20 protein-coding genes and 2 pseudogenes are annotated in these 25,223 nt (G+C 32.0%); 19 read left to right on the top strand and 3 right to left on the bottom strand.

The window, feature by feature from the left end; genetic code table 11:
• Positions 1 to 149 precede the first annotated feature (149 nt).
• The 10 genes and pseudogenes from AD998_02600 to AD998_02555 all read left to right on the top strand — a co-directional run bounded on the left by AD998_02600 (position 150) and on the right by AD998_02555 (position 9,300).
• On the top strand, positions 150 to 1,463 hold the full coding sequence (locus AD998_02600; protein KOY85190.1) for a kynurenine 3-monooxygenase: 1,314 nt from the start codon (positions 150 to 152) through the stop codon (positions 1,461 to 1,463).
• A gap of 22 nt (positions 1,464 to 1,485) precedes the next feature.
• Positions 1,486 to 2,514: a hypothetical protein gene (locus AD998_02595; GenBank protein ID KOY85189.1), complete on the top strand. Its 1,029-nt coding sequence runs from the start codon at positions 1,486 to 1,488 to the stop codon at positions 2,512 to 2,514.
• Between the two features lie 57 nt (positions 2,515 to 2,571).
• Positions 2,572 to 3,111, top strand: a complete 540-nt coding sequence (locus AD998_02590; GenBank protein KOY85188.1) for a hypothetical protein — start codon at positions 2,572 to 2,574, stop codon at positions 3,109 to 3,111.
• A gap of 43 nt (positions 3,112 to 3,154) precedes the next feature.
• Positions 3,155 to 4,507, top strand: a complete 1,353-nt coding sequence (locus AD998_02585; protein KOY85187.1) for a hypothetical protein — start codon at positions 3,155 to 3,157, stop codon at positions 4,505 to 4,507.
• On the top strand, positions 4,504 to 5,568 hold the full coding sequence (locus AD998_02580; protein KOY85186.1) for a hypothetical protein: 1,065 nt from the start codon (positions 4,504 to 4,506) through the stop codon (positions 5,566 to 5,568). The genes AD998_02585 and AD998_02580 overlap by 4 nt, the downstream gene beginning before the upstream one ends.
• 4 nt (positions 5,569 to 5,572) lie before the next feature.
• Positions 5,573 to 6,772, top strand: a complete 1,200-nt coding sequence (locus AD998_02575; protein ID KOY85185.1) for a hypothetical protein — start codon at positions 5,573 to 5,575, stop codon at positions 6,770 to 6,772.
• Entirely contained in the window at positions 6,751 to 7,176 is a 426-nt protein-coding gene (locus AD998_02570; GenBank protein KOY85184.1) for a hypothetical protein, read from the top strand. Before AD998_02575 ends, AD998_02570 begins: the two co-directional genes overlap by 22 nt.
• Entirely contained in the window at positions 7,173 to 7,841 is a 669-nt protein-coding gene (locus AD998_02565; protein ID KOY85183.1) for a hypothetical protein, read from the top strand. Before AD998_02570 ends, AD998_02565 begins: the two co-directional genes overlap by 4 nt.
• A gap of 205 nt (positions 7,842 to 8,046) precedes the next feature.
• A pseudogene (locus tag AD998_02560) lies at positions 8,047 to 8,697 on the top strand (hypothetical protein).
• A 12-nt stretch (positions 8,698 to 8,709) separates the two neighbouring features.
• Complete coding sequence (locus tag AD998_02555; GenBank protein ID KOY85182.1) at positions 8,710 to 9,300, top strand: hypothetical protein; 591 nt, start codon at positions 8,710 to 8,712, stop codon at positions 9,298 to 9,300.
• A 1-nt stretch (position 9,301) separates the two neighbouring features.
• On the opposite strand, the gene AD998_02550 is transcribed toward AD998_02555, so the two are convergent.
• A complete protein-coding gene (locus AD998_02550) occupies positions 9,302 to 10,159 on the bottom strand; it encodes a hypothetical protein (protein ID KOY85181.1) in 858 nt (285 codons plus the stop codon).
• A 161-nt stretch (positions 10,160 to 10,320) separates the two neighbouring features.
• Between AD998_02550 and AD998_02545 the strand changes: the two genes are divergently transcribed.
• Both AD998_02545 and AD998_02540 read left to right on the top strand, forming a co-directional pair.
• On the top strand, positions 10,321 to 10,662 hold the full coding sequence (locus AD998_02545; protein KOY85180.1) for a PadR family transcriptional regulator: 342 nt from the start codon (positions 10,321 to 10,323) through the stop codon (positions 10,660 to 10,662).
• A gap of 4 nt (positions 10,663 to 10,666) precedes the next feature.
• Positions 10,667 to 12,730: a hypothetical protein gene (locus AD998_02540; protein ID KOY85179.1), complete on the top strand. Its 2,064-nt coding sequence runs from the start codon at positions 10,667 to 10,669 to the stop codon at positions 12,728 to 12,730.
• 147 nt (positions 12,731 to 12,877) lie between these two features.
• Here AD998_02540 and AD998_02535 read toward each other — a convergent pair whose 3' ends face one another.
• Positions 12,878 to 14,995: a polyphosphate kinase gene (locus tag AD998_02535; protein ID KOY85178.1), complete on the bottom strand. Its 2,118-nt coding sequence runs from the start codon at positions 14,993 to 14,995 to the stop codon at positions 12,878 to 12,880.
• 140 nt (positions 14,996 to 15,135) lie between these two features.
• Between AD998_02535 and AD998_02530 the strand changes: the two genes are divergently transcribed.
• Positions 15,136 to 16,428, top strand: coding sequence for an X-Pro aminopeptidase (locus tag AD998_02530; protein KOY85177.1), 1,293 nt, complete (start codon positions 15,136 to 15,138; stop codon positions 16,426 to 16,428).
• Between the two features lie 99 nt (positions 16,429 to 16,527).
• Entirely contained in the window at positions 16,528 to 18,957 is a 2,430-nt protein-coding gene (locus AD998_02525; protein KOY85176.1) for a hypothetical protein, read from the top strand.
• Between the two features lie 329 nt (positions 18,958 to 19,286).
• On the opposite strand, the pseudogene AD998_02520 reads toward AD998_02525, so the two are convergent.
• Positions 19,287 to 21,662 (bottom strand): annotated as a pseudogene (locus tag AD998_02520) (hypothetical protein).
• Between the two features lie 299 nt (positions 21,663 to 21,961).
• Between AD998_02520 and AD998_02515 the strand changes: the two are divergent.
• From AD998_02515 to AD998_02495, 5 genes are read left to right on the top strand one after another with little or no spacing between them, the layout of a single operon-like run.
• Positions 21,962 to 22,945: a fructose 1,6-bisphosphatase gene (locus tag AD998_02515; GenBank protein ID KOY85175.1), complete on the top strand. Its 984-nt coding sequence runs from the start codon at positions 21,962 to 21,964 to the stop codon at positions 22,943 to 22,945.
• A 12-nt stretch (positions 22,946 to 22,957) separates the two neighbouring features.
• Entirely contained in the window at positions 22,958 to 23,350 is a 393-nt protein-coding gene (locus AD998_02510; GenBank protein KOY85174.1) for a hypothetical protein, read from the top strand.
• Complete coding sequence (locus AD998_02505) at positions 23,343 to 24,107, top strand: hypothetical protein (GenBank protein ID KOY85173.1); 765 nt, start codon at positions 23,343 to 23,345, stop codon at positions 24,105 to 24,107. Before AD998_02510 ends, AD998_02505 begins: the two co-directional genes overlap by 8 nt.
• Entirely contained in the window at positions 24,071 to 24,832 is a 762-nt protein-coding gene (locus tag AD998_02500) for a methyltransferase (protein KOY85172.1), read from the top strand. Before AD998_02505 ends, AD998_02500 begins: the two co-directional genes overlap by 37 nt.
• Positions 24,816 to 25,214 (top strand): hypothetical protein, encoded by a 399-nt coding sequence (locus AD998_02495; protein ID KOY85171.1) that lies wholly within the window; start codon positions 24,816 to 24,818, stop codon positions 25,212 to 25,214. Before AD998_02500 ends, AD998_02495 begins: the two co-directional genes overlap by 17 nt.
• The last annotated feature ends 9 nt before the right edge of the window (positions 25,215 to 25,223 follow it).

Raw genomic sequence — 25,223 nt, 5'->3', positions numbered from 1 at the left:
TGAAATACAGTATAATGCTACTATATTTGAGCAAAGTGGTGGCGACTTTTTATCGTTGTTAGATTCTATATTTGATTATGCAACTGATGGACTACAAGTACATAAGATGCAAGAATACATCAGAAGATTACAAAAAAGCTATTAAAAATATGAAAGTATGTATCATTGGTGGAGGCTTAGCAGGCTCTTTACTATCTATTTATATGGCTCGCCGTGGCTATGATGTTGAAGTTTTTGAGAAACGTACAGACAGCAGAATAAAGGGTTATGAAGGTGGTCGTTCTATTAATTTGGCTCTCTCTCACAGAGGTATTAGAGCATTGAAAGAATTGGGGGTTACTGAACAGATTTTGCCCCTTGCTATTCCTATGCATGGAAGAATGGTTCACGATTTACAAGGAAATCAAGCATTTTTTCCCTATGGAAAAGATAACTCTGAGTACATCAACTCTATTTCTCGTGGTGGATTGAATGAAGCTCTTATCAGTATTGCTGAGAAGTATAAACATGTAAAATTTCACTTTGAGACTCCCTGTCAAGACATTGATTTTGAAACAAATACAGTATATTTCAAGAATTCAAAAACTCAAGCAGATTTAATTATTGCAACTGATGGAGCTGGTTCTATCATTCGTCATAAAATGATTGATACTGAAAAAATTAGTGAAAATATTGATTTTCTTGATCATGGTTATAAAGAGTTGGAAATCCCTGCTGGCCAAAATGAAAGCTTTCTAATAGACAAACACTCTCTACATATTTGGGGACGAGATTCCTTTTTATTGATTGCATTGCCCAATCTCAATGGAAGTTTTACAGTTACATTGTTTTTACAAAATAAAGGAGACGAAAGCTTTGAAACGCTTGATACACATGAAAAAGCAAAGGCATTTTTCAAGAAATATTTTCCTGATGCATTAGCTCTGATGCCAGATTTTGAGGAAGATTTCTTCAAAAATCCTGTTGGAGTACTCGCTACCCTCAAAGCATATCCTTGGGTGATAAATAGAACTTTAATTTTAGGAGATGCGGCTCATGCTGTTGTACCATTTTACGGACAAGGGATGAATGCTTCTTTTGAAGATTGCATTATTTTCAATGATTTGATTGATGAATACAAAGAAGATTGGGATAAAATTCTTTCTATTTATCAGGAAAGGCGTAAAAAGGATACAGATGCTATTGCAGACCTTGCTGTTGAAAATTTTTATGAAATGAGAGATAAGGTTAATGACGAGGAGTTCCAACGAATGAGAAAATTGGAGCATATTTTAGAAAATACTTATCCTGAGTATCATTCCAAATATTCAATGGTAACATTTCATCCAGAATTTCCTTATTCTTTTGCAAAAGCAAAAGGGAATAAGCAAAATGAATATCTTTTGAATCTCTGTAAAAACATTACAGATATACAGAAAATTAATATTCAAGATGTTTATGAAAAACTAAAAAATCTTTCATAACGTTGATTCAAAAAATATAGTTATGAAAAAATTCTTTATTCAATTTAGTTGGATTACCATTATTGCTGTTTATTTACTCATTTTAGTAGGCGGGATAGTCAGAAGTACAGGTTCGGGCATGGGTTGCCCCGATTGGCCCAAATGCTTTGGGCAATATATCCCACCAACAGAGATTGGCCAATTACCCACAAATTATAAAGATATTTACGCTCAAAAACGTAAAGAAAAAAACTTACGTTTAGTAGGCTTCTTGAAAGCCATAGGGATGAAAGAAGCTGCTGAAAGAGTACAAAATGATGATACGATTTATATTGAAGAAGATTTCAGTGTACGCAAAACATGGATAGAGTATCTAAATAGGCTTTTAGGTGTTCTAATTGGTTTATTTATTATCGTTACTCTAGTTAGTTCTTTGAGTTATTACAAAACTAAACCCATAATTCCACTTTTATCATTCCTATCTTTAGTTTTAGTCGGTTTTCAAGGTTGGATAGGCTCTATTGTGGTGTCTACCAATCTTTTACAAGGTATGATTACTCTGCACATGTTTTTGGCAGTAGTACAAGTTCTATTGATGGCTTACACTGTGAATTTAGCAAATTCAGATGCTTTTCAATCTCGTAAAATTAGTTGGGGACTCTCTGTTTTACTTTGGGTAAATATTTCATTTTCATTTGTACAAGTGTTATTAGGAACACAAGTTCGTGAAAGTGTGGATGTTGTAGCTCATCAAATAGGGAATAGCCAACGTAGTCTATGGATTGAAAACTTAGATTGGCGTTTTTATATTCACAGAACATACTCTTTAGCCCTTATTGCCTTCAATATCTTTTTATTGTACAAATTAAGAAAGGAAAGTTTCTTTGCTTCTATTAAAAAATTCTATTGGGGTCTTATGGCTGTATTAGTATTTGCTACGCTTACAGGAGTTATCATGGCTTATTTTGCAATTCCTGCATTTGCACAACCTTTACACTTGCTTTTAGCTACCCTTATGATGGGCTTGGAATGGGAAATTTGGCTTAGAATAAGAAAAGAACCTCTTTTATAGACAAAAAGCAAGAAATGTGGATAAATTGAAATTTTCATAAATATTTATTTTTTTTATATGCTTACTCTTCAAGAAATTAGTCAAAAATCATCTGAACATCTGAATAGTTATCTTGATAAACTTTCAGAGTTTTCTCAAGAGCAGTTTTCTCATAAATCTGATGAAGAAACATGGTCTTTGGGGCAATTATACGAGCATTTAGTAACTTCAAGCACCTATTTTCTAAGGCAAGCAGAAGGTTGCTTAAGAGAAGATAAAGGTAGCTTTGAAGGAGAAAAAACAGAGCAAGGCAAACAAATATTTGCTTTTGGAGGTTTCCCTCCTGTCAAAATTAAGGTTCCAGAAAAATATAAGCCTACTTCAGAAATCGTTTCTCAAGGTGTTGAGCATTATCAGATAACTTTTAAAGATTTATTAGAATATCTACCCAAAGTAGAAACTGCCATAGAAGCAAATTCTACTACATACAAAAGGCAACATGCTATTTTTGGGATGATTACTGCAACTGAATGGGTTTGGTGTTTAGAAACACATTTAAGACACCATCTTAAGCAACTAAAAGAATTGGAAGACAAAGCGTTGCAAATTGATAAATAATCTTATATATTTACTCAAAGCATTTAATGTATTTTTTTGATTTATGAATCAACTTTCTGAAGAACAAGTAGAAGCCCTTTCACCTGATACTCCTTCCTTAAAAGCTGGCAGGGACTTAGCCAATGCAAAAAAATGGGTTAATTTGTTTTATAATGACCGAGTATTATGGGGGGAAATTCAGGGTAGTGGAAGAGATACTTACAAAACTCAAATTGACCTCAATAACACAGCTTTTAAATGTACTTGCCCAAGTCGAAAATTTCCTTGTAAGCATGGATTAGGAGCTTATTTATTATTTGCCAAAGATTCAAGCATTGTTACAAAAAGTGAGGAAGAGCCTGCTTGGGTAAAAGATTGGATGGATAAAAGAGTACAAAAAGAAGAAAAGAAAGCTACTGCTGAAGCTGAGCCTATAAGTCCTGAAAAGGCTGCCAAACAAAACAAAGCCAAAGAAAAAACCCAAAATGAACGTTTAGATAAAATACAAGCAGGTATTGCAGAGTTAGATTTATGGCTCAAAGATATGCTTAGAGCAGGCTTTTTAGCTGTTCCCGAAAAAGATTATCAGTATTGGACAAGAACTTCTACTCGCCTCATTGATGCACAAGCTAAAGGGCTTTCTGCAATGGTAAAAGAAATAAGTCAAATTAATTTCTTTCAAGCACCTGTTCAATGGCAAACTGAACTTATAGAAAAAACCTCTCATTTATACTTACTTTTAGAGGCTTTTAAAAATATAGAAGCTTTACCTGATTTACTCCAAGAAGATATCAAAGGGCTTATTGGTATTAGTAAGACACAAAAAGAAGTTTTAGACTCTACTCCTGAAAGTTTCAAAGATTCTTGGCTTGTTTTAGCTAAACAACGTTTTAATGTAGAAGAAGATAATTTAGTTGGACAAAGACAGTGGTTGTATGGCTTTAAAACCAAAAAAATGGCATTGTTATTAGATTTTGCATTTGCCAATGCTCCTATCAAAAATTCTCTTGTACCTAGTACTGTTTTAAATGCTGAATTGGTATTTTATCCCAGTAATTATCCCTTAAGAGCCATTATCAAGAGTCAAGGAAGTAGCTCCACAGATATTCCTGCAATCCCACATATGCTACAGTCGTGGCAAGAATGGCAAGAGTCTTATACAGATGCTCTTATCAAAATGCCTTGGATAGACATAGTACCCGCTCACATAGCTAACTTATCTCTTATTCAATATCAAGGACAATGGCTTTTAATGGATAGTAAAGGTCATTCGAAAACGCTCTATCTTTCTGAAGAAAAAGTTTATGAACTTTTAGCACTTCTAGGAGGTAAAAAAGCTGATTTTTCTATTGTAAGTACACTTAAAAGTATAGAGCCTGTTGGTGTTTGGTTAGAAGGCAAATATATTTTTCTATGAAAAAACCTTCTAAAATAGACCTTTATAAAAAAGAAACCTCAAACAGAAAGGGTTTGAAAATCGTTTTATTGTCTATTTTATTAACTGGTCTCATTATACCATTTTCTTTTTGGATGCATGAGTTTTCTGCAAAACGCTATATTTCCAATGTTTTACTGAAAGATAGCCAAATATATATCATTCAGACGAGTCTTTATCCTAGCGAAGATGGCGACTATACCAAAAGCAAACTTATTCTTTTAGATAAAGATTTTAAGCAATTCAAAAGCGTAGATTTGATTACAGATATAAAAAAAGTATTTGTTTTGGATAATGGCTTTGCTTTTTTGAGTTTTGACACTTGGAAAAGATTTGAAGGGATTGTAAAAGTAAATTCTATAACACTTCAATCTGAACTCATAGATAAGGGTTTTTTGACCAAAAATTATTTTCCACAAGGTATAGAGTCAATTGATTATCAAGAAATTAGTGGTTTATTAAAAGTTACAGATAAAAAAGGCTTTGTGTCATTTATAGATTTTGAGACTTTTAAAAACTACGGAAAAATTGAAAACGAATATACTTTCCGAGATAAAAATCAGAAACTAGAGCAAATACAAGAAGCTATAAACGACCATAATGTAATGTATAATCATTATGAGCAATTTAGGATGGATTATTCGCAACGTAGAAGAAAAATATATAAAACGCCCACAAATCAAAAAATAGAAGTAAGCATAAAAAATGAACAACAGCTTAAAGCAGAACAAACACAAAAAGAAGCAAATAGCTCTTCTATGGATTTTTTGGATGGGAAATTTTTAGGTGCTTCGCTCAAACATAAAAGGCTAATTGTATTGAGTTTTGAAGATACTGAACACACAAAATTTTATATTCATGGGCTTCATACAAATTTACAACAGTTGTGGCAAAAAAGTTCATTTGAACTAAATATTCCTATTAAAAATCTTATTCATACATCTTTTGCTATTGATGACAACAAAATATATTTATCATTTAATAATGAACTCATTGCCTTAGATTCTCAAACAGGTACTCTAATAAAAAGAGTAAAAATTTAATCTTATGACAATACCTAAAACTCCCAAGCCTAAGGCATCTGCCAAACAAGGCTGTATTTCTCTCATTCTAACAATTGCCCTTTTAGTAACTGGATGGCAATTAGCCCGAAAATTTCTGTTTCAGCATAGTATTCCTGATTATTATTATGCAGGACAGTTTAATATCAATCCCTATTCTGTACAAGTAAATACATTAAAGGTAGGCTTTAAAAATGATAAACCTTATATATGGATTTTTACTTACAACAAGAAATTTAACAGAGGTTATGACTACAGAATTGACATTATTGACCCTATTGAAAAAAAGCTGATAAAGTCTATTCCTTGTGAACAGACAACCTCTATAACAGCAGGCTCTCAAATGAGTGACTTTAACTGGTATAATGATTTTTTCTTTGCAGGGAATGAACTTTTAGGCTTAGAGTCAAGAAATGTGGATAATGGAGATATTAAAGAAAACAATGAAACTCTTTCCAAAAAATTTCCACAGTTGGCAAGTGGTATTGGAAAGGTTGAAAAGTCCTCTAACTGTAATCAATGTGTACAAATTACAACCAAAGATGGTTTACAATTTTTATATTTCTTTGAAAGAAATATTTTAATGGCGGAAAATGAATATAAGCAAAAAGAAGAAGCTCTTTCAAAGTTTAATGCCCCCATAGATACAACGAGTAAAGACTTTGAGTTAAAACATTTCTGGGGACTTACCCGAAAAGAGCAAAATATCAGACAACAATTATATCTCACTAAGCAACATATATATATATTAGCTCGTAATTTATCTGCTTCTGAAATTTCTAGATTGGAGGAAATGAGTAAAAGTGTTGCCAATATAGATTCCGATGAAAAACGAAATGAGTCTATTAGAAATGAAAAACTAGTCGTTTTAGTTCCCAACAAAGTGTTTTTGGAAGCTAACATAATTGCCTCAAATGCTCAATATTGTGTAGTACTACATAATCAGTCTATCGAAAAAGATGCTAAAAAGGTCATTACCTGTGTAAATAATCAAGGGAGAATTTTATGGGAACTTGTTTCGCCTAATTTTGAATCTTTTGAGAAACTTGATGGACAATATCCACAACTTTCAGGCAAAATTGGTAAAAATCAAGTTATTTTAATCAATAACACTTATCAAAATAGAGCTGTTTGTGGATTGGATATCCAAACTGGCAAGCTTATTTGGGAATTTATAGCTTATTAGTTTTTATGAATCAAGAAAATAAAATAGATATAGAACAAGTCCATAATTACTGTTTAGAAAACTTCCCTATTCTAATGAAAGAATATGGCTATGGAAAAGAAAATTTTCAGGAAGATAATGTTTTTTATTCTTTTGATAGATTTGCAGAATTTTTGATAGAAGAAGGTTTTATCAAAAATGATAACCTTCTGATTGATAAAGTTAAGGCTTATATTTTGACTTTATTGGAGTGTGGAGAAGATAAAGTCAGGAATGCTGTATATGTGAGTTTTATTGAAGGGCTTGTAGATAAAGGATACAAGTACCCTCATTTAAAAGGTTTTATAACAGATATGCCCGAAGATGTTAAAACTTTTATCAAAAGCTTTTTTATTGATGAGGTTTTGGTTAGTTTAGATGTATGATGTATGTGTTCAAAAATATATTTGAATGGTTTTACAAATCGAAATTATATGCGTTCATTCTAATTTTTTATGCATATCTGTGTTGGCTAATGCTTGAAATCACTCTACAATACATTCCAATCAAATTAGATGTAGCCTTTTTAGCCATCAAACAAGATTATATACATTTTTTACATTATCGGATAGCATTTTTTATTCATGTTTTTAGCTCTGTTTTTGTACTTTTAGCTGGTTTCACTCAATTCTCTAAATATCTCCGAAAAAAACATCCTTCTATTCATAGGAAAGCGGGTTGGCTATATATTGTTTGTATTTTATTTTTTTCTGCTCCTTCAGGTTTTATTATTGGTATATATGCTAATGGAGGTTCTTTCTCACAGTTAGCTTTTTGTATATTGGCTGTTTTATGGTTTTTATATACATATAAAGCTACTACAAGTATTATCAAACATCAAATTATCTCACACGAAATATGGATGATACGGAGTTTTTCATTAACTTTATCTGCTCTCACACTAAGAGCATGGAAGTACATTATTGTTGCGATGTTCCAACCACGCCCAATGGATGTATATCAAATAGTTGCTTGGTTAGGCTGGGTTTTAAATCTTGTTATTGCTGAAATTATAATTTTGAAGAAATATGAAAAGAAACATTTTATATAGCTTACTCATTAGCTCAACTCTATTTGCTTGTAATAGCTCTCCTTCTCAGAAAAGTGATGAAAATAAAAAGCAGGATACAGCGGTATCTCAAAACTCTGAAAAAGCAAAAGACAATATTAATTCAGAGAATCAAGAGTTTTATGGGTCTTATGTGGGTTCTTTCAACGCTATTGAAATTGAAGAAAAGGAAAAACTAAAATATACTAATAAAATAAATCTATCCATAGACCGTATAGAAAAAGACTCTATTTGGGGACATTCTGTGGTAGCAGGAAATGACAGAAAATTTAAAGGTACATTTATCAAAAAAGATACTCTTTGGTCTGTTGTAGCCAAAGAAGCAGGCAATGATCCTTATGATGGAGTTTTTACATTTGATTTATATCTTTCTAAAAAAGCAATAGAGGGTATTTGGAAGCCTTATGACAAGAAGTTAAGTAAAGAAGGCAGGAAACTTAATTTAGAGAAAAAAACTTTCAAATATGACCCAAAACTCAATATTACTGCTGATATGATTCCTGTTTATAACTCTTATAACGAAAAATCTGGTGAAAGCGAGTTAATAACTCCTGACGCCAGCAAATTTAATGCATCAACACACCAACTAACATCTAAAGATGTAGAAAATATGTATAAAAGAGATTTAGAGATTCTTAGAAATACCATTTATGCAAGACATGGCTATGCATTTAAGAATCGTAAAATGAGAGACTTTTTTGATATTTATGTGGATTGGTATATTCCCGTTTCTACAGATGTATCAAAAGAACTAACAGATTTGGAAATTAAAAATATTGAACTCATTAAGCGTTACGAAAAACATGCAACAGCTTACTATGATAGTTTTGGCAGGTAAAACATTGATTCTATGAAAACATTGATTCTTTTTATACTATTATCCACCAATATATTTGCTCAAACATCTAAATTTCAGATAATTGAGAAGACTATTTACTTAACTCAGGAACGAAAGTTTGAAGATAAAAAAACATGGTTTAATGAAGCTATTTCTATTTCTACTACTCAACCCATCAAATCCATTTCATATTGGATAGGCGTTGGAGATGAGTCTTTACAAGAGTTAAAGAAAGCTGAAAAGAAATTAAAACTCAAAAAAAATACCTTTTTAGAAGCCCTGCATACCAAAAAAATTTCCTCTCAAGATACCCAAAAACAATCAGGAGAGTTAGAAATCAGGCTTTTACACAATTATACAGATAAAAGTATCTATGATTGTGAAAAAAAATATTTAGAAGGTGGCTTCCTAATTTATCGTATCTACTCTGATTGTTATTGGTATGGAAGAAAAGCTGATAGTGGCACTTATGAACAAGCTATTGGCTGGGAATCCCCAAAAGGAAATAATGATATATCTCTCACTTCAGCCTCTTTTATTGTTCGTTCAGATAAAAAAGTTGACAAACCTATCCATATTAAAATTTTAGTAGAAACTTTATAGGCTATTTTATTTTTGTTTCTCTAATTTTCAAATCATAAACTGTATAACAATCTTTTGATAGAATTGTACGCTGGTCTTTTCCTATACAGTCTCTTGTATCTCCAGAAGCTAATATTTGTAGTTTAAGCAGATTATCACTACTCCAGTCACAATTCCAAATAAACCTTGTATCAAATGAATAGAATTTTTCTATTTTTTTGCCTTTTACATACCAAATATTTAAGCTACTATCATTAAAATAACCTCCTGCGTCATAAGAAGTTGTAGCTATCATTTTTTTATTTGGTGATATTTGAGGTATTCCATTTATCATAAATTCTTCTCCTGTAGTATCATTAATTAGTAAATAATGTGCTCCTTCATACAATGCTACAAAACATATAAAGAAGCCTATATCCTGTAAATATTCTCGATAATAATAATGTACATAGGCTTCTCCAGATCTATTATTATCCTTTAAAATTTTTAATTTCCCATTTTTAAGGCTAAATATTAAATCTAAACTATCTCTTTTTACCAAAAGTGAATCTTTCTTAATACTATACTTTTCTATATACTTTGCTCTTTCACTAACTGGATAATGGGTATATTGAATGGTATCACAGAATTTTAGAAATTCTTTTCTATCTACTAGAAAAATCCAATCTTGAAATTCCGCCTGTTCTACATCCAATCTTGTACCTTTTATATCAACAGACATTTTAAAGAAAGGATGTATTCTTTCTACTTTTTTTTCTTTTAAAAGAATATTCTCGTTTTTAGTTTTTGTTGTGTCTTGTTTACTCTTTTCCGATTTCTTTTCTTGTTGCTGACAACTTATCAAAATCAGAATTATTGGAATAAAAAGGAAAGGTTTCATACCTACATCATTTTTTATCAATATACAAAATATTCATTATCAAATCAATAAAAAATATTTTTTAATAATTAGGTAAAAATTTCACCAAGTACCTTGTATAACAAAGTACCTTTTTATATATTTGTATCAGTTATAACATACTACCTTATAACACATAGTCTATGAACTTAGAAAACACACAAGTCCAGATGCGGAAAGGGATATTAGAATTCTGCATTTTGGGAATTATAGCAAGGGGAGAAATTTATTCTTCAGATATTTTGGAGGAACTGACAAGTGCTAAAATTATGGTTGTGGATGGTACACTCTATCCCCTACTGACAAGACTCAAAAATGCTGGATTGGTTGAGTATCGGTGGGTAGAATCTGATTCTGGTCCTCCAAGAAAGTATTTTACCATTACAGAAACAGGTAAGTCATTTTTAGACCAGTTACAATTCACTTGGGATGAGCTTGTTAGCTCCACACAACAAATTATTCAAAAATCAAAATTAACTGCTTAACTATATGAAAAAGAACCTAAGTATCAATATCAGAGGCATTTTATTATATATCGAGGAAGATGGTTATGAAGTGCTTCAAGAATATTTGAGTAAGATAAATTCTTATTTTGCTAACTACGAAGGCAACAAAGAAATTGTTGAAGATATAGAAAGCAGAATTGCTGAAATATTTTTAGGCAAACTTGATTCCTACAAGCAGGTCATCACTTTAGAAGATGTACAAGCTCTTATTACACAAATGGGAGATATTACTGATTTTGAGGTAATTGAAAACATAAAAGAGCAAGTTTACAACAACACTATTCTTGAAAAAGAGCCTTCTACTAAAAAATTATTCAGAGATGAAGATAATAAAGTAATTGCTGGAGTAGCCAGTGGTTTAGCAGCCTACTTTGGAGGAGGTGAACTCATTTTTCGCTTATTATTTATTGTTCTCGCTCTTATGGGTGGTATTGGGATTTTAATATATCTAACATGGTGGTTTGCTGTACCTGTTGCCAAAACAATTACTGATAAAGTTGCCATGAAAGGTGAGCCTATTACACTCAACAATATCGAAAACAATTTAAAAATTGCATTGGAAGATAAAAAGGATGACAACAAAATCGTCAAACTTATCATGACTCCTTTTTATCTCTTAGCTCGTGTATTAGAATATTTACAACCCAAAGTAAATACAATTTTCAAACAAACGAGTCTGTTTTTGGGTAAAACGTTAGGCATTTTTTTAAGTGGTTTTGCTGTATTGAGTTTGGTAGTTGCTACACTGATTGCTCTGATAGCCTTTCGCTGGATAGATGGGGATGCTTATTGGGGACAAGATATTCCTCTCAATGTAATACTTAATAGCATCGAAAATTTAAGCTTTATTACCTTAATTAGTTATTTGGGAATATTATGTTTAGCCATACTTATGTTTTTAATAGGTTTAGGTTTAATTTTCAGAAAACGTTTTATCAATAATTCATTGGTTTGGGGCTTATCTGCCACTTCATTTGCTTGTACTGTTTTATTTTTTGTGCTAATACCTCAAACAGCTATTCATTTCAGAAAAGATTATTCTATTGAAAAAGAAGAGGTTTTTGTTTTAGATAAAAATAAAGTCCTCACACTTACTATCAATACCATAGAAGGACATGATTTTTATTATGAAGATTTTATCGATGTAAAAGGTTATGAAGGCAATACTATTAAAGTTATCAAAGTTTGGGAATCAGCAGGGAAAAATAAAGAAGAAGCCTTAAAACACATAGAAATGGTGGATTACCAAATATCCAAAAAAGATTCCTCCTTATTTTTTGACAATAATATCACATTCAAAAAAGATGCAAAATTTAGAGATCAAAATCTTTCTTTAAAAGTACTGATACCTTATAATCAGAAATTTACATTCTCTAAAGGTTTTCAAAGAAAAACCAGTTTGTATTCGAGTGTATCTTATGACAGTGAAAATGTAAAGAAAATCTGGTTTTTTACCTCTAATGGCTTGGAATGTGAGGGCTGCGATAATAGTACAATTGTAACTACAGAAAATTACGATGAACTAAAAAAGTTTACCTTAGAGAAATTTCAAGATATTGAGATTTCAGGACATATAGAAGTTCAATTTAAACCTTCCAATATATTTGAAGTACACATTTCTTCTAATTTGGCTAAAGTAGATTCAAAAAATGGAGTTTTAAGTATAGTTTCACATACAAGAGACAATATTCAAGTGATTATTCATGCTCCAATTCTAAATAAAATTAAATTATCTAATTATGCTGAAGGCGTGTTCGATTTACCTTTCACAGAGCAATTACAAGTAAATCTTGAAAATCATGCTTCTTTACATTTAAGTGGAAAAAGTAATATTCTTAAAGCAAATTTAGATTCGTTTTCTAATCTAAATGCTTGGGATTGGATAGCACAAGAAGCTATTATTGATTTAAATCGTAATAGTGAAGCCAATATTCATGTAGAAAAGAAATTGATGGTTACAGCTAAACAAAACAGTGAACTAAACTATCATGGTAACCCTACAGTTTCTACATCTATTTCACAAGACAGTCATATTCAACCACAATAATATCTATCAAATCAAAAACTTATAATTTTATGAAAAGCTATTTTTTATTAATCTTCATTTTTCAGACGGTTTTTACTTTTTTATTGTAGTAGAAACAGAACATCTATCTATTCATGCAAAAAGCCTTGCTAATCAGCAAGGCTTTTTTTAGTCAAATAATCGAGCTTGTTTTACTATCTCTTCTGTAACTTTATAAAACTCTTCATGAATATTGAAAGCCTTTTCTCCATTTTTAGGTTCGATTTTAATATAGGAACCATCTTCTTGTAAAGCATAAGAGTTTACATTATCCTTAAAATTATAAACCAGCATATTTTTGCATTGCATTCTCAAGAATTTATCTGTTATGAGGAATAAAGACTCTAAACGTCTATCAAAACTACGAACCATCATATCTGCACTACCACCATAGATTCTTGGATTGCCCTCATTATGAAAATAATATATACGTGTATGCTCTAAATAATCACCTACTATTGAATGCACTTCAATATTTTCGCTTAAGCCTTTTCTATTAGGTCTTAAACAGCATATTCCTCTGATGATAAGCTTAATAGATACCCCTGCTTGAGAAGCTTTATAAAGCTCATCTATAATTTCTTTGTCTTCTAGTGAATTTACTTTGATAGCTATTCCAGATGCTAAACCTTTTTTCGCATTTTCAGCTTCATTTCTTATTAAACTCACCAAATGTCCACGCATTTCTCGGGGAGCTGTTATGAGACTCTTATAATAATCTGGTACAGAATGCCCCGTAATTACATTAAAGAACTCCGAAACATCCTCTGCATAATCCTCATCTGTTGTAAGTAAACCCATATCTGTATAAATACGAGCTGTTTCCTCATTATAATTCCCACTCGATAAGTGAACATAACGAACAATTTGATCTTCTTCTTTACGAACAATTAAACAGAGTTTTGTATGTGTCTTATACCCTCCTACTCCATATACTACATAACAACCTGCTTTTTGTAGCCTTTCTGCCTCTCTGATATTATTTTCTTCATCAAAACGAGCCTTCAATTCAAAAAGTACAGAAACGTGCTTTCCATTTTCAGCAGCTTTAAGGAGAGCATTGGTAATTCGAGAGCTTTTAGCTAGTCTGTAAATAGTCATCTTAATAGCCAAAGTATTTGGGTCTTCAGCAGCTTGCTCCAAAAGCTCTAAGAGAGGTTCAAAAGAATTGTATGGATGGTGTAAAAGGACATCTCTTTCTTTGAGTAATTCAAATAAATCTACTTCTTGCTGAAAGCCACGCATACGCAAAGGAGGTACTTGCTCTGTTAATGGAGGCAATTCATCTACAAATTCAGGATGTTTTACAATTTGCCATAAACAAGTCAAATCCAAAAGTTTATCAACAATAAAAATATTGTCATCATCAATTTGCCAACGTTCTTTCAGAATACGCATGAGCCATTCCGAATATTTTGAAAGTACCTCAATTCTTACCACCCTACCTGTTCTACGAGTTTTAATTTTACTTCTGATTTCATTGATAAAGTTTGCTTCTAAATCATCACTTTCATCTAAAGTAAAATCTCCATTTCTCGTAATTCTGATTAAATCTACAGATAAGATTTTTACATTTTTATAAAGTTTACCAATTTGCCAACGAATAATGGTCTCTATAGGTACAAATAAAACTTCTTCATCTTCTTTTCTTCTTATTTCAAAAAAACGAGGTAAATTTTGAGGAATTTGAACAAATGATGCTTTTCTGATAGCTTTTCCATTCTCTTCAAATTGAGTTACAACTCCAAAAACCAAAACTTGTGCTCTTAGAATAGGGAAAGCATGATGACTGTCATACACCATAGGTGTAAGCATTGGGAAAATAGTTTTACGAAAATAGCTTTCTACCTGCTCTTTTTCTGTATCTCGCAAATCTCGAATAGTAGCCAATCTGAATCCATTTTCTTCAAAATGCTCTACCAAATCATGTAAGACCTCATATTGGTCTGCTACAAATTGATGAGCTTCATCCAAAAGAATTTTTCTAAAAGGTCTCCCTTTTAAACCCGAATAATCTAAACGTTCTTTTCCGTAATCCAAGTAATTATACAAACTACCAGCTCTAATTGTGAAAAATTCATCCAAATTGGACGTTGTAATAGCTAAAAACTTTAGTTTTTCAAAAATATTTCTACGTTGAGCTTTCGCTTGGTCTAAAACTCTCCAATTAAATTTGAGCCAACTCAAATCACGACTAATATAATCACTTTGGTCTATGGTATGATTTACTTTTTCTTTTACAAGCATAGATTTCACATATATTTTTACCAAATTTATTTGAAAAACCTGAAAAAACAAGTAGCTTAACAAAATAGTAACATGAACTATAAGATGTCTCAATGATTTTCTCTAATATTGAGCAAAAGTTTTAATCTAATTTTTTTCCAATGAAATACGCACCCATTCCTAAAGAACTTTTTATTGAAAATAGAAGAACTGTAGCAAATGCCCTTTTTCCTGAATCTGTTGCAGTTTTCCATTCTAATGATATTATGCCAACCAGTGCTGATGGAACAATGCCATTTAAACAAAGTAGCGATTTGTTCTATTTGACAGGTGCAGACCAAGAAGAAACCATTTTAATTATCTGCCCAGATGCTCGTGATAAAAAAATGCGTGAAATTTTATTTATCAAAGAGACCAATGAGCATATTGCTACTTGGGAAGGACATAAACTTACCAAACAAGAAGCTCACGAAGTTTCAGGCATCCAGACAATTTATTGGCTTTCAGAGTTTGAAAAAGTATTTGCTTTGCTTGCCTTTGAATCTGAAAATATTTACCTGAATACTAATGAACATACCAGAGCTGTTGTAGAAGTAGAAACTCGTGATGCAAGATTTATTAAATATTGTAAAGAAAAATTCCCTTTACACAATTACAAGCGTTTAGCTCCTATTATGCATCGCTTGAGAGCTGTAAAATCTACTTGGGAGATTTTTCTAATGAAAAAAGCCTGCCAAATTACTGAAAAAGGTTTTAGAAGGCTTTTAAATTTTATCAAACCCAACGTTTGGGAGTATGAGATTGAAGCTGAGTTATCTCATGAGTTTTTACGCAATCGTTCAAGAGGCTTTGCGTATACACCTATTATTGCCTCTGGTAAAAATGCTTGCGTTTTACATTATATTGAAAACAATCAGCAATGTAAAGAGGGTGATGTAATTTTGTTAGATGTGGCTGCTGAATATGCTAATTATGCTTCTGACCTTACTCGTTGTGTCCCAGTTAGTGGACGTTTTACCCAACGTCAAAAAGATGTATATAATGCTGTTTTGAGAGTTATGAAAGCAGCTAAAATTATGCTTGTAAAAGGTAATAATTGGGACAAATATCACAAAGAAGTTGGTAAAATGATGGAGAGTGAACTCATTGGACTTGGTTTATTGCATAAACATGAGGTAGAAAAGCAAAATCCTGATTATCCTCTATACAAAAAATATTTTATGCATGGAACATCTCATTTTTTAGGTTTAGATGTACATGATGTGGGTAGCAAATATCATACTTTTGAAGCAGGTATGGTTTTCACTTGCGAACCAGGCATTTATATTCCTGAAGAAGGTTTGGGTATTCGTTTAGAAAATGATATTTTGATTACAGAAGATGGAAACATTGACCTTATGGAAAATATCCCCATTGAAGCTGATGAAATAGAAACTTTAATGAATAGTAAATAACATGAAGCCCTTTTATAGGGCTTTTTTTATTTTAAAAATATCTTTAAAATAAAAAAAAATAGAAATATTTTTTAATTTAAGAGTTCAACTCTCAATACTATGCTACCACGTCTATTTATCTTTATTTTTTGCATTTCTTGGAATTTGCATGCTCAAAAAACTAATATTCAGGATATTGAAAGTAAACTTAATAATAAACCTAAGCCTGACTCGAATTATGTAAACCTACTTAATCAGGCTGGAGATTACTATTATGATGAGCAAAATCATTCAAAAGCTTTGGAGTATTATAAACAAGCTCTTCAAAATGCCCAGAAACTGAATTTCAAAAATGGTATTGTTCGTAGTTATAGCAATCTGGCAAGTGCTTATCGCTTTATGGGAGAGTATAATTCTTCTATTGAAAATCATAAAAAAGCTATTGAAATAAGTAATACTCGAAATGACGAAACTCAACTTGCCAAAAGTTATATCAACCTTGGAAATGTTTATAGAAACACCGCAGATTTTACAGAAGCCATCAATTGTTATCTAAAAGCTTTAGAATATTCTACCAAAATCAAACATATACGCTATCAATCTGCTTGTCTCAATAATTTAGGAGAAATCTATCGCCAACAAAACAATCTTGATGAAGCACTCAAATATTACCAACAAGCTTTAGACATCAACACCAAAATCAATGATGAACGCCAGATTGCTACAAATTTAAATAATATAGGCATTATTCATTTCAGAAAAGAAGAATACCAAAAGGCTTTGGAAGTAATTGATAAATCTGAGGCTCTTAGCGAGAAAGCTAATAACAAAAGGTTATTACAGTTAAATTATATCAACAAAGGCAATATTTATTTCAATACTAAAAAAATTACTTTAGCCAAAACCTATTTTGAAAAAGCTTTGGTATTGATTAGAGAAGCCAAAGATTTGTACAATGAAGCTCTTGTAAAGCAAAATTTAAGTCGAATTGCCTCAGCAGAAAAAGACTATAAACAGGCAGAAAAGCTCTTAATTGAGAGTTTAAGTCTTGCTGAAAAGACAGGCTCAAAAGCTATTTTAGCAGAAACTTATTACGATTATATGCTTTTAGGAGCTTACATGAATAAACCTGCAGATTCTGTTTCTTATTATGCAAACTTGTACACCAAACTGAAAAACGAACTTTATAGCCAACAAAATGCAGAAGAAATTGCTAAACTTCAAAATCGTTTTGAGTATAATCAAAAAATACAAGAAAACACTTTGTTAAAAAAAGATAATCGTTTGAAAGAGTTAGAAGCTATTGGAATGAGGCTTTTAAGTTCTAAACAAGCTCAAGAAAACGAAATACTCCAAAGAGATGCAGAGGTAAATGAACTGAAAATAAAAGAACAAGAAGCGGAGCAAAAAATACAGGAACAACAACTCAAAACAGAAAAAGAAACATCTCAAAAAGAAAAAGCTCTCAGACAATTAGAACAACAAAAAAGAGAGATTGAACAACGCCAAAGAGATAAAGAAAGAGAAACGCAAGCTATTATCAATATTTTATTAATAACCATTATTGGATTGGCTGTTATGGGGCTTGGTTATATGTTTTATTCTCTTTCAAAAATCAGAAAACAAAAACAAGCTATTGAGAAGCAAGCTATTGCTATTAGAGAACAAGCAGATGAGATTTTTGAACAATCCAATCAAATTACTGCTCAAAATGAAGAACTTAGACAAAGTTCAGAAGAAATTTTAGCCCAAAGAGATTTATTACATGAACAAAATAATCTTTTAGAAAATGAAAGAAAAAATACTTTGGATAGTATTAGATATGCAAAGAATATTCAACAAGCTCTTCTACCTTTTCCAAAGCGTTTAAACGAATATTTTTCCCATTTTTTTGCATTGTATCAACCCAAAGATATCGTTAGTGGTGATTTTTATTATTTCATTGAAAAAGAGGGAAAAGGTTTTTTGGCTCTTGCAGATTGTACAGGGCATGGTGTACCTGGTGCATTTATGAGTAGTTTGGGCATTGCGACTCTCGAAAATATTATTATGGCTAAAAATATTTATACCCCTTCTGAAATTTTACAAGAATTAGATAAAACTATTCAAGAATCTTTACACCAACAAGATACTGGAAATCAAGATGGTATGGATATTTCAATCTGTGTAATTGATAAGCATCATAAAACTATTGAATTTGCTGGTGCTCATAATGGGGCTTACATCTTGATAGATAATGAATTTAAAGAGTTAGAAGCCAATAAACATGGTATTGGAGGATATGAAATCACAAAAAATAAATCTTTTCAAAACCAAACATTATCTTTTGAGCAATCTTGTCAAATATTCTTGTTTTCAGACGGTTTCCAAGATCAATTTGGAGGAGATAAAAATAAAAAATATTCTAGGAAGAGGTTTAAGGAATTAATAGAGCAGACATCTCTGCTTTCTACTGATATTCAAGAACAATATTTAATCAATGAGTTAAATGAATGGAAAAGAGATTATGAACAAATTGATGATATCTCAGTCATAAGAGCTAAAATATAGATAACATAAAAAAGCCCCTGCATTAGCAAGGGCTTTTATTTGATTTATTATTTTTAGTTGATAATTAGTTTTTTTGTTGCTTTACCTTGTGCAGACTCCACTTGAAGCACATACATACCTCTTGCGAAACCTTCTGTACTCACTTCTACATTAGCACCTTTAACAGTTTCTTTTCTTACAACTTTACCAGAAAGATCTATAATTTGAATTGATCCTTCCATCTCTTGAGAGAATTGTAAGTTAATTTTAGCTCCTGTTGTACTAGGGTTAGGGTAGATAACTACATCCAATTCTCCTTCTAAACCATCAGTAGTTGCAAGTGTACGAGCTCCTGAACTAGTAACATTGATTGTATAGTCTTCAACTTCACCATAAGTAAATGTTGTACAAGAACTTTGACTTGCATCACTCATAGACACTCTCATACGAGTTTGCCCTAAAGTTGCTGTACTTGGTACAGTAAATGTTGAACTTAGCGTAGCACTGCTATTTGATGTTCTGTTTACAACAGTTTCACCAGCATCTAAGAAGTCTCCATCAGCATTCCAGTCTATATATACTTTCCAGTATTCTGTGTAAGCAGTTGAAGAGAATCCAGCACTATAAGAAACGGTTTGAGAAGAACCTCTTACTAAATTTGTAGAGACTCCTGTATTCAAATAACCATTGGTTTCTCTTGAAGATGTACGGTTGATACTTCCCAATTGTACCAAATCAATCCACTCATAAGTATTGTTTGTACCTCTTGAAGCACACCAAGAAGGTGTTGTAGTGGCAGTAGTTGTTGTAAATGTTGTACTTGAAGAATATGCACTTGAAGAACCTGAACAATTTGTTCTGATTTGCCACTCATAACCTGTATTTGCAGTTAAGCCTGTTACAGCCAAAGAAGTACCTGTTCTTCCTAAGAAGTCTGTCCAAGTAGTTGCACCAGTAGCTCTTACTCTTACATCATAAGAAGCTGCACCAGAAACAGTACCCCAATTCAATGTTGCACCTGAAGAAGTAATTGAAGAAGTTGTTAAGCTACTAGGGACAGCACAAACTGGAGGAGGTGTACTAGAGCCAATTCCTGTAACGATTAAAGAATATGCTTGAGCAGATGCTAATGTACCTTTGTGAGATACTGTAATTGTATAAGTTGCACCAGCTACAGGGCTATCAATAATGATTTTTTCTACGTTATCTCTAAAATTATCTCCTTTTGTTGCAGCATTTGCAGGAGCAGCAGGATCTAATCTCCAAGGTAAAGTAGTTGTTCCGTTATAAGTAACTCTGATGTCTAAGTCGTTTACAAGTCTTACAGAAGTAGAGTTAGATGTTCCATCTGCTAAAGGAGTTCCTTTAGGGTCGTTCCATGCAATTGTAACTTCTAAAGGAGCAGAACCATTTGCTACAGCATTGGTAGAATAAGTTGTTGCATTGCTTAAACTCCTTTCATCAATAATAGAAGATGTTCCTCTGTTTGTAATTACGTTTGCAGCTTTTTCAGCATTTAATAATCCCCATCCAAAACGATAGTCAGGACCAGCAGCAGAACCAGCCTCATCAGCAGTATGAATAGCCAAGCCTCTTAGTGTAGCAGAACGCATGAAACTTCCACTATTCAAGTTTTTATAATGTTGTTGAATCAGTGTAAGTGTACCTGTTACGTTAGGGCTAGCCATAGAAGTACCAGATAGTGTAGAATAAGCTGTATTGCTTGTACTTGTTGTTGAATACACACCAACACCCATCCCTGAAATATCTGGCTTGATACGACCATCGTCAGTAGGTCCCCAAGAGCTAAATGATGACATGGTTACACTTGATGGACCTGTATAGTTTGTTACAGCAGATACAGCAGCAACAACCAATACATTTTTAGCTGTAGCTGAACCACTCAATAAATTATATCCTGTTGTGCCAAATACACCACCAGGGTTATAACCTGCACCTCTATCGTTACCAGCAGCTTTCACAATAGTGTAGAAAGGAGCATTGAACGCTATTTCGTCCCATGCAGCAGCCTCACTATCGTAAAATCCAAACATCCATGTAGGTAACAAATCAGCTCTATAACCATAAGAGTGATTAGATAAAAGTAAGCCTTGAGATGCTTGTGTTGGCATTTCAGCAGTATCATTATTCCATTCATTAGCCCATAGAGTAGCCTGATGAGCCATTCCTTTTGCATTGGCAGTTACCCCTGAAGCTATCATAGTACCACCTACGTGAGTAGCATGTTGATTATTTCCATCAGATGTTGTAAAAGTAACTCCATCTTTTTGTACTACTCTTGTTCCAAACTCTTGGTGAGTTCCACGAACTGGACCACCATCCCACTCTCCCACAATCATGCCTTGTCCGTTTAGGTTTAATCCCATTGAGCCACCAGTCCAAAGTCTATTGGCTCTTGTAGTTGCAGCTGCATTCAAATTGCTTTGAGTGATGTAGTAAACTGGATTCCCGAGATTATCTACTCTTTGTAATTCAGCAAAATTACCATCTGGCATGTTTACAAAAATCTGCCATCCTTTTTTGTGTGCTAATTCAATAGCCTTTTTCTTTTCTTCAAGACGTTTGGTAGCAAACTCTTTACTAATGTTTTGTAGTTTGGAAACATTTGTTCCTGAAACAATTTTTTGGCGTTCTGACTCATTCTGAGCGAACAAACCTGTTGCGAGTAACGAAAACGCACAAGCAAGAAGTGTGTTTTTTTTCATGGGTTTAAGTTGTTTAATAGAGCATAAAAATTACGTATGCAATACTAAATAATAAAAAAATATAATGCAACAAAATTGCACAATAAAATTTCACAAAAACTACTTATTTCAGAACAAAAGAATATTTTAAAACAATTACTCAAAACAAAATCTAATAAAACACAATAAAAACTTATTTTTATTGTAAAAATATTACATAAGAAAACTTTGATAAACAACTTTATCAAAAAATTAAAAAATGTGTATCTTTGAAGCCATTTTAACCTGATTTTTAGTAATTTTTAAATTCTGCTAAAATTATGAATACATTAGTACCCTCAGTTGGTAGAACCCTCGACCGTTTTATTAAACAAGATCAAGCCCAATTTCCAAATGCAACAGGCGATTTATCTCAATTATTGAGAGATATAGCTTGGGCAAGCAAGATTATCCACAGAGAAATTAACAGAGCAGGACTCATTGATATTACAGGCTCTTATGGTACTCAAAACATACAAGGAGAAGAACAACAAAAATTAGACGTCATTGCCAATATTCGCTTTATCAGAGCTTTAAAAAATGGTGGTGAAGTTTGTGCTGTTCTTTCAGAAGAGGAAGATGAGGCTATTGATACAGGAAATTTGAATGGAAAATATGTAGTCGCCATTGACCCACTTGATGGTTCATCTAATATTGACGTAAATGTTTCTATTGGGACTATTTTTTCTATTTACAGACGAATAAGCCCTGTAGGTACACCTCCAACCAAAGAAGATTTTTTACAAAAAGGTTCTGAACAAGTAGGAGCAGGTTATGTGTTGTATGGTTCATCAACAATGCTTGTTTATACCACAGGACATGGTGTAAATGCTTTTACTTACGAAGGTTCTTTAGGAGAATACATTTTGTCAAAATCAGAATTTCAAACTCCTGAAGATGGAAAAATTTATTCTGTAAATGAAGGTAATTATAATGATTTCTCTGATAGTGTAAAGAAATACATAGATTTCTGCAAAGAGAAAAAATACTCAGCTCGTTATATAGGATCATTAGTTGCTGATTTCCATAGAAACTTATTAAAAGGTGGTATTTATATGTATCCTGCAACTCATAAAGATAAAAATGGCAAACTACGCCTCATGCATGAATGTAACGCATTGGCTTTTATCATTGAGCAGGCTGGTGGTATGGCTACTGATGGCAAAAACAGAATTTTGGATTTAGAGCCTACTGACATTCATCAGAGATGCCCTTTGTACATTGGAACAAAATCAATGGTGGAAAAGGCTCAAAGTTTTTCTTAATCATTTCTCTTTATGAACCAACTAAAAAAATATCTCTATCACATTCTACTGATTTGTATTGCTTTAGTTTGGTTTGTGAATGGTTTGTATTGTAAAGTACTAAATTTTGTACCTCGCCATAAAGAAATTGTTGGCAAAATTTTGGGTACAAACTATGCTGATATTCTCACCAAAATGATTGGTTTTGGTGAGATTTTTCTTTTTGTATGGATTCTTAGTCGTTTATATAGCCGTTTGTGTACCATAATACAAATTGTATTAGTACTTACCATGAACGTCATTGAATTTATGCTAGCACCAGAACTACTTTTATTTGGTAAGCTCAATATTTTTATAGCCATTATTTTTGCAATAATTATTTATTGGCATGAGTTTGTTTTAAAGAAATCCCTAAAGAATGCTTAATTTTTTAAAAAATCACCCATTTGCAGTAGACGCTTTCTTTGAAAGCTCTTTAGTGCTTACCTATGCTGTTCCATTTCAAGAGGCTATTCCACTGATTCCTGAATGTCTAGAGCCTGATACATTTCAAGATAAATGGGCTTTTTTGGCTATTGCAATGGTGCAAACCAAAAATCTACGTCCTAAAGGCTTTCCAAAGTTTTTAGGAAACGACTTTTTCTTGATTGGTTATCGAATTTTTGTCCGCTACCATACCAATGCTGGTAAAAGACTAAGAGGCTTATATATTTTAAAGTCTGAAACCAACAAAAAGAAGATGGAGTTTTTTGGGAATATCTTTACACATTATAATTATACCACCACAGATATTAAGCATACAGAAAATCAGAATTTTATTCAAATTAATTCTCAAAAATCTGATTTTCATTTAAAAGTAAAATATGGGGATGAAAATATTGCTTTGCCTACCACTTCTCCTTTTAAAGATTGGAAAGAAGCAAGACGTTTTGCAGGTCCTTTGCCATTTACATTTACTTATAACAAACAAAAATCAGAAGTTTTAATTATTGAGGGTGTTCGAGAAGACTGGCATCCACAACCTGTACAAGTAGAAGAAGCTCATTTTAAGTTTTTAGAAAAATTTAACTTCTCCGAAATTCATTTAGCCAATGCCTTCATCATCAAAAATATTCCTTATTATTGGAAAAAAGGAAGAATTGAAACATGGAACAAACAAAAAGAACTGCTTTCCAAGGAGTAACCAACATTGTCAAATTTAATTGGCATTTTTTTGTAATAGCTTCTTTAGTTATGATGGTTAGTTTTATAGGTTCTACTTTTAGCTCTGATTATCAATTTTATTTTCTTCTTTTAGGTGTTCTAACAACTTTAGGCACATTTATTCCTTTATTGGTATCGTGGTATGTTTATGATTTATCAGGTTTGTATAATTTTTATTGGTTAGATATTAACATTCCAGAAAACAGCCAGATAGTCAATATTCATGCAGGTTTTGACGAAACAAGCACTTTATTAAATCATAAATTCCCTAAAAACTCATTACAAGTTTTTGATTTTTACAATCCTATTTTGCATACAGAAGTTTCTATCAAAAGAGCAAGAAGGGCTTATCCACCTTATCCCAACACTCAAAATATCAGCACTTCGCAAGTACCTCTTGAAAATAATTCTACTTCTCATATTTTTATTATTTTTTCGGCTCATGAAATCCGAAACCATCAAGAAAGAATCATCTTTTTCAATGAATTGAATAGAATTTTAGCTCCTTCAGGAAAAATAATTGTAGTGGAACATTTAAGAGATTTTTGGAATTTTTTAGCCTATAACATTGGTTTTTTTCATTTTTTAGGCTTATACACATGGCTTGATACTTTCAGAAAATCTAATTTTATAATTTCTAAACAACATTCCATCACTCCATTTGTCAAACTTTTTATTTTAGAGAAACATGGACATTCATCTTAAAATTATAGGCATTATTATGGTTGTTTTGGGCATTATTCATGTAATTTTTCCACGTTATTTCAACTGGAAAGAAGATTTGAAAAGCATCAGCCTAATTAACCAACAACTTATGTATGTTCATACATTTTTTATTGGGTTTTTGGTTTTTTTATTGGGACTTTTGTCTTTGTTTTCGACGCAAGCAGATTTCAATACACCCATTGGAAGCAAAATAGCATTAGGAGTTTCTATTTTTTGGGGTGTGAGGTTGTTTTTTCAATTTTTTGTGTATTCAAGCAAACTTTGGAAAGGTAAACTTTTTGAAACCATTGTCCACGTTCTTTTTTCTTGTTTGTGGGTATATTTTACAGTTGTATTTTTTCTTTTATTCTACTCGTTTTAACTTATGATG

The organism is bacterium 336/3 (genome assembly GCA_001281695.1).
Taxonomy (GTDB): Bacteria; Bacteroidota; Bacteroidia; order Cytophagales; family Thermonemataceae; genus Raineya.
The sequence above is the reverse complement of the archived record's forward strand: the minus strand, read 5'-3'. Positions and strand labels throughout refer to the sequence as shown.

Bases quoted from the DNA above. Each gene is read 5' to 3' on its own strand.
- AD998_02600 (KOY85190.1), top strand. From the start codon at position 150: ATGAAAGTATGTATCATTGGTGGAGGCTTAGCAGGCTCTTTACTATCT.
- AD998_02595 (KOY85189.1), top strand. From the start codon at position 1,486: ATGAAAAAATTCTTTATTCAATTTAGTTGGATTACCATTATTGCTGTT.
- AD998_02590 (KOY85188.1), top strand. From the start codon at position 2,572: ATGCTTACTCTTCAAGAAATTAGTCAAAAATCATCTGAACATCTGAAT.
- AD998_02585 (KOY85187.1), top strand. From the start codon at position 3,155: ATGAATCAACTTTCTGAAGAACAAGTAGAAGCCCTTTCACCTGATACT.
- AD998_02580 (KOY85186.1), top strand. From the start codon at position 4,504: ATGAAAAAACCTTCTAAAATAGACCTTTATAAAAAAGAAACCTCAAAC.
- AD998_02575 (KOY85185.1), top strand. From the start codon at position 5,573: ATGACAATACCTAAAACTCCCAAGCCTAAGGCATCTGCCAAACAAGGC.
- AD998_02565 (KOY85183.1), top strand. From the start codon at position 7,173: ATGATGTATGTGTTCAAAAATATATTTGAATGGTTTTACAAATCGAAA.
- AD998_02555 (KOY85182.1), top strand. From the start codon at position 8,710: ATGAAAACATTGATTCTTTTTATACTATTATCCACCAATATATTTGCT.
- AD998_02550 (KOY85181.1), bottom strand. From the start codon at position 10,159: ATGAAACCTTTCCTTTTTATTCCAATAATTCTGATTTTGATAAGTTGT.
- AD998_02545 (KOY85180.1), top strand. From the start codon at position 10,321: ATGAACTTAGAAAACACACAAGTCCAGATGCGGAAAGGGATATTAGAA.
- AD998_02540 (KOY85179.1), top strand. From the start codon at position 10,667: ATGAAAAAGAACCTAAGTATCAATATCAGAGGCATTTTATTATATATC.
- AD998_02535 (KOY85178.1), bottom strand. From the start codon at position 14,995: ATGCTTGTAAAAGAAAAAGTAAATCATACCATAGACCAAAGTGATTAT.
- AD998_02530 (KOY85177.1), top strand. From the start codon at position 15,136: ATGAAATACGCACCCATTCCTAAAGAACTTTTTATTGAAAATAGAAGA.
- AD998_02525 (KOY85176.1), top strand. From the start codon at position 16,528: ATGCTACCACGTCTATTTATCTTTATTTTTTGCATTTCTTGGAATTTG.
- AD998_02515 (KOY85175.1), top strand. From the start codon at position 21,962: ATGAATACATTAGTACCCTCAGTTGGTAGAACCCTCGACCGTTTTATT.
- AD998_02510 (KOY85174.1), top strand. From the start codon at position 22,958: ATGAACCAACTAAAAAAATATCTCTATCACATTCTACTGATTTGTATT.
- AD998_02505 (KOY85173.1), top strand. From the start codon at position 23,343: ATGCTTAATTTTTTAAAAAATCACCCATTTGCAGTAGACGCTTTCTTT.
- AD998_02500 (KOY85172.1), top strand. From the start codon at position 24,071: ATGGAACAAACAAAAAGAACTGCTTTCCAAGGAGTAACCAACATTGTC.
- AD998_02495 (KOY85171.1), top strand. From the start codon at position 24,816: ATGGACATTCATCTTAAAATTATAGGCATTATTATGGTTGTTTTGGGC.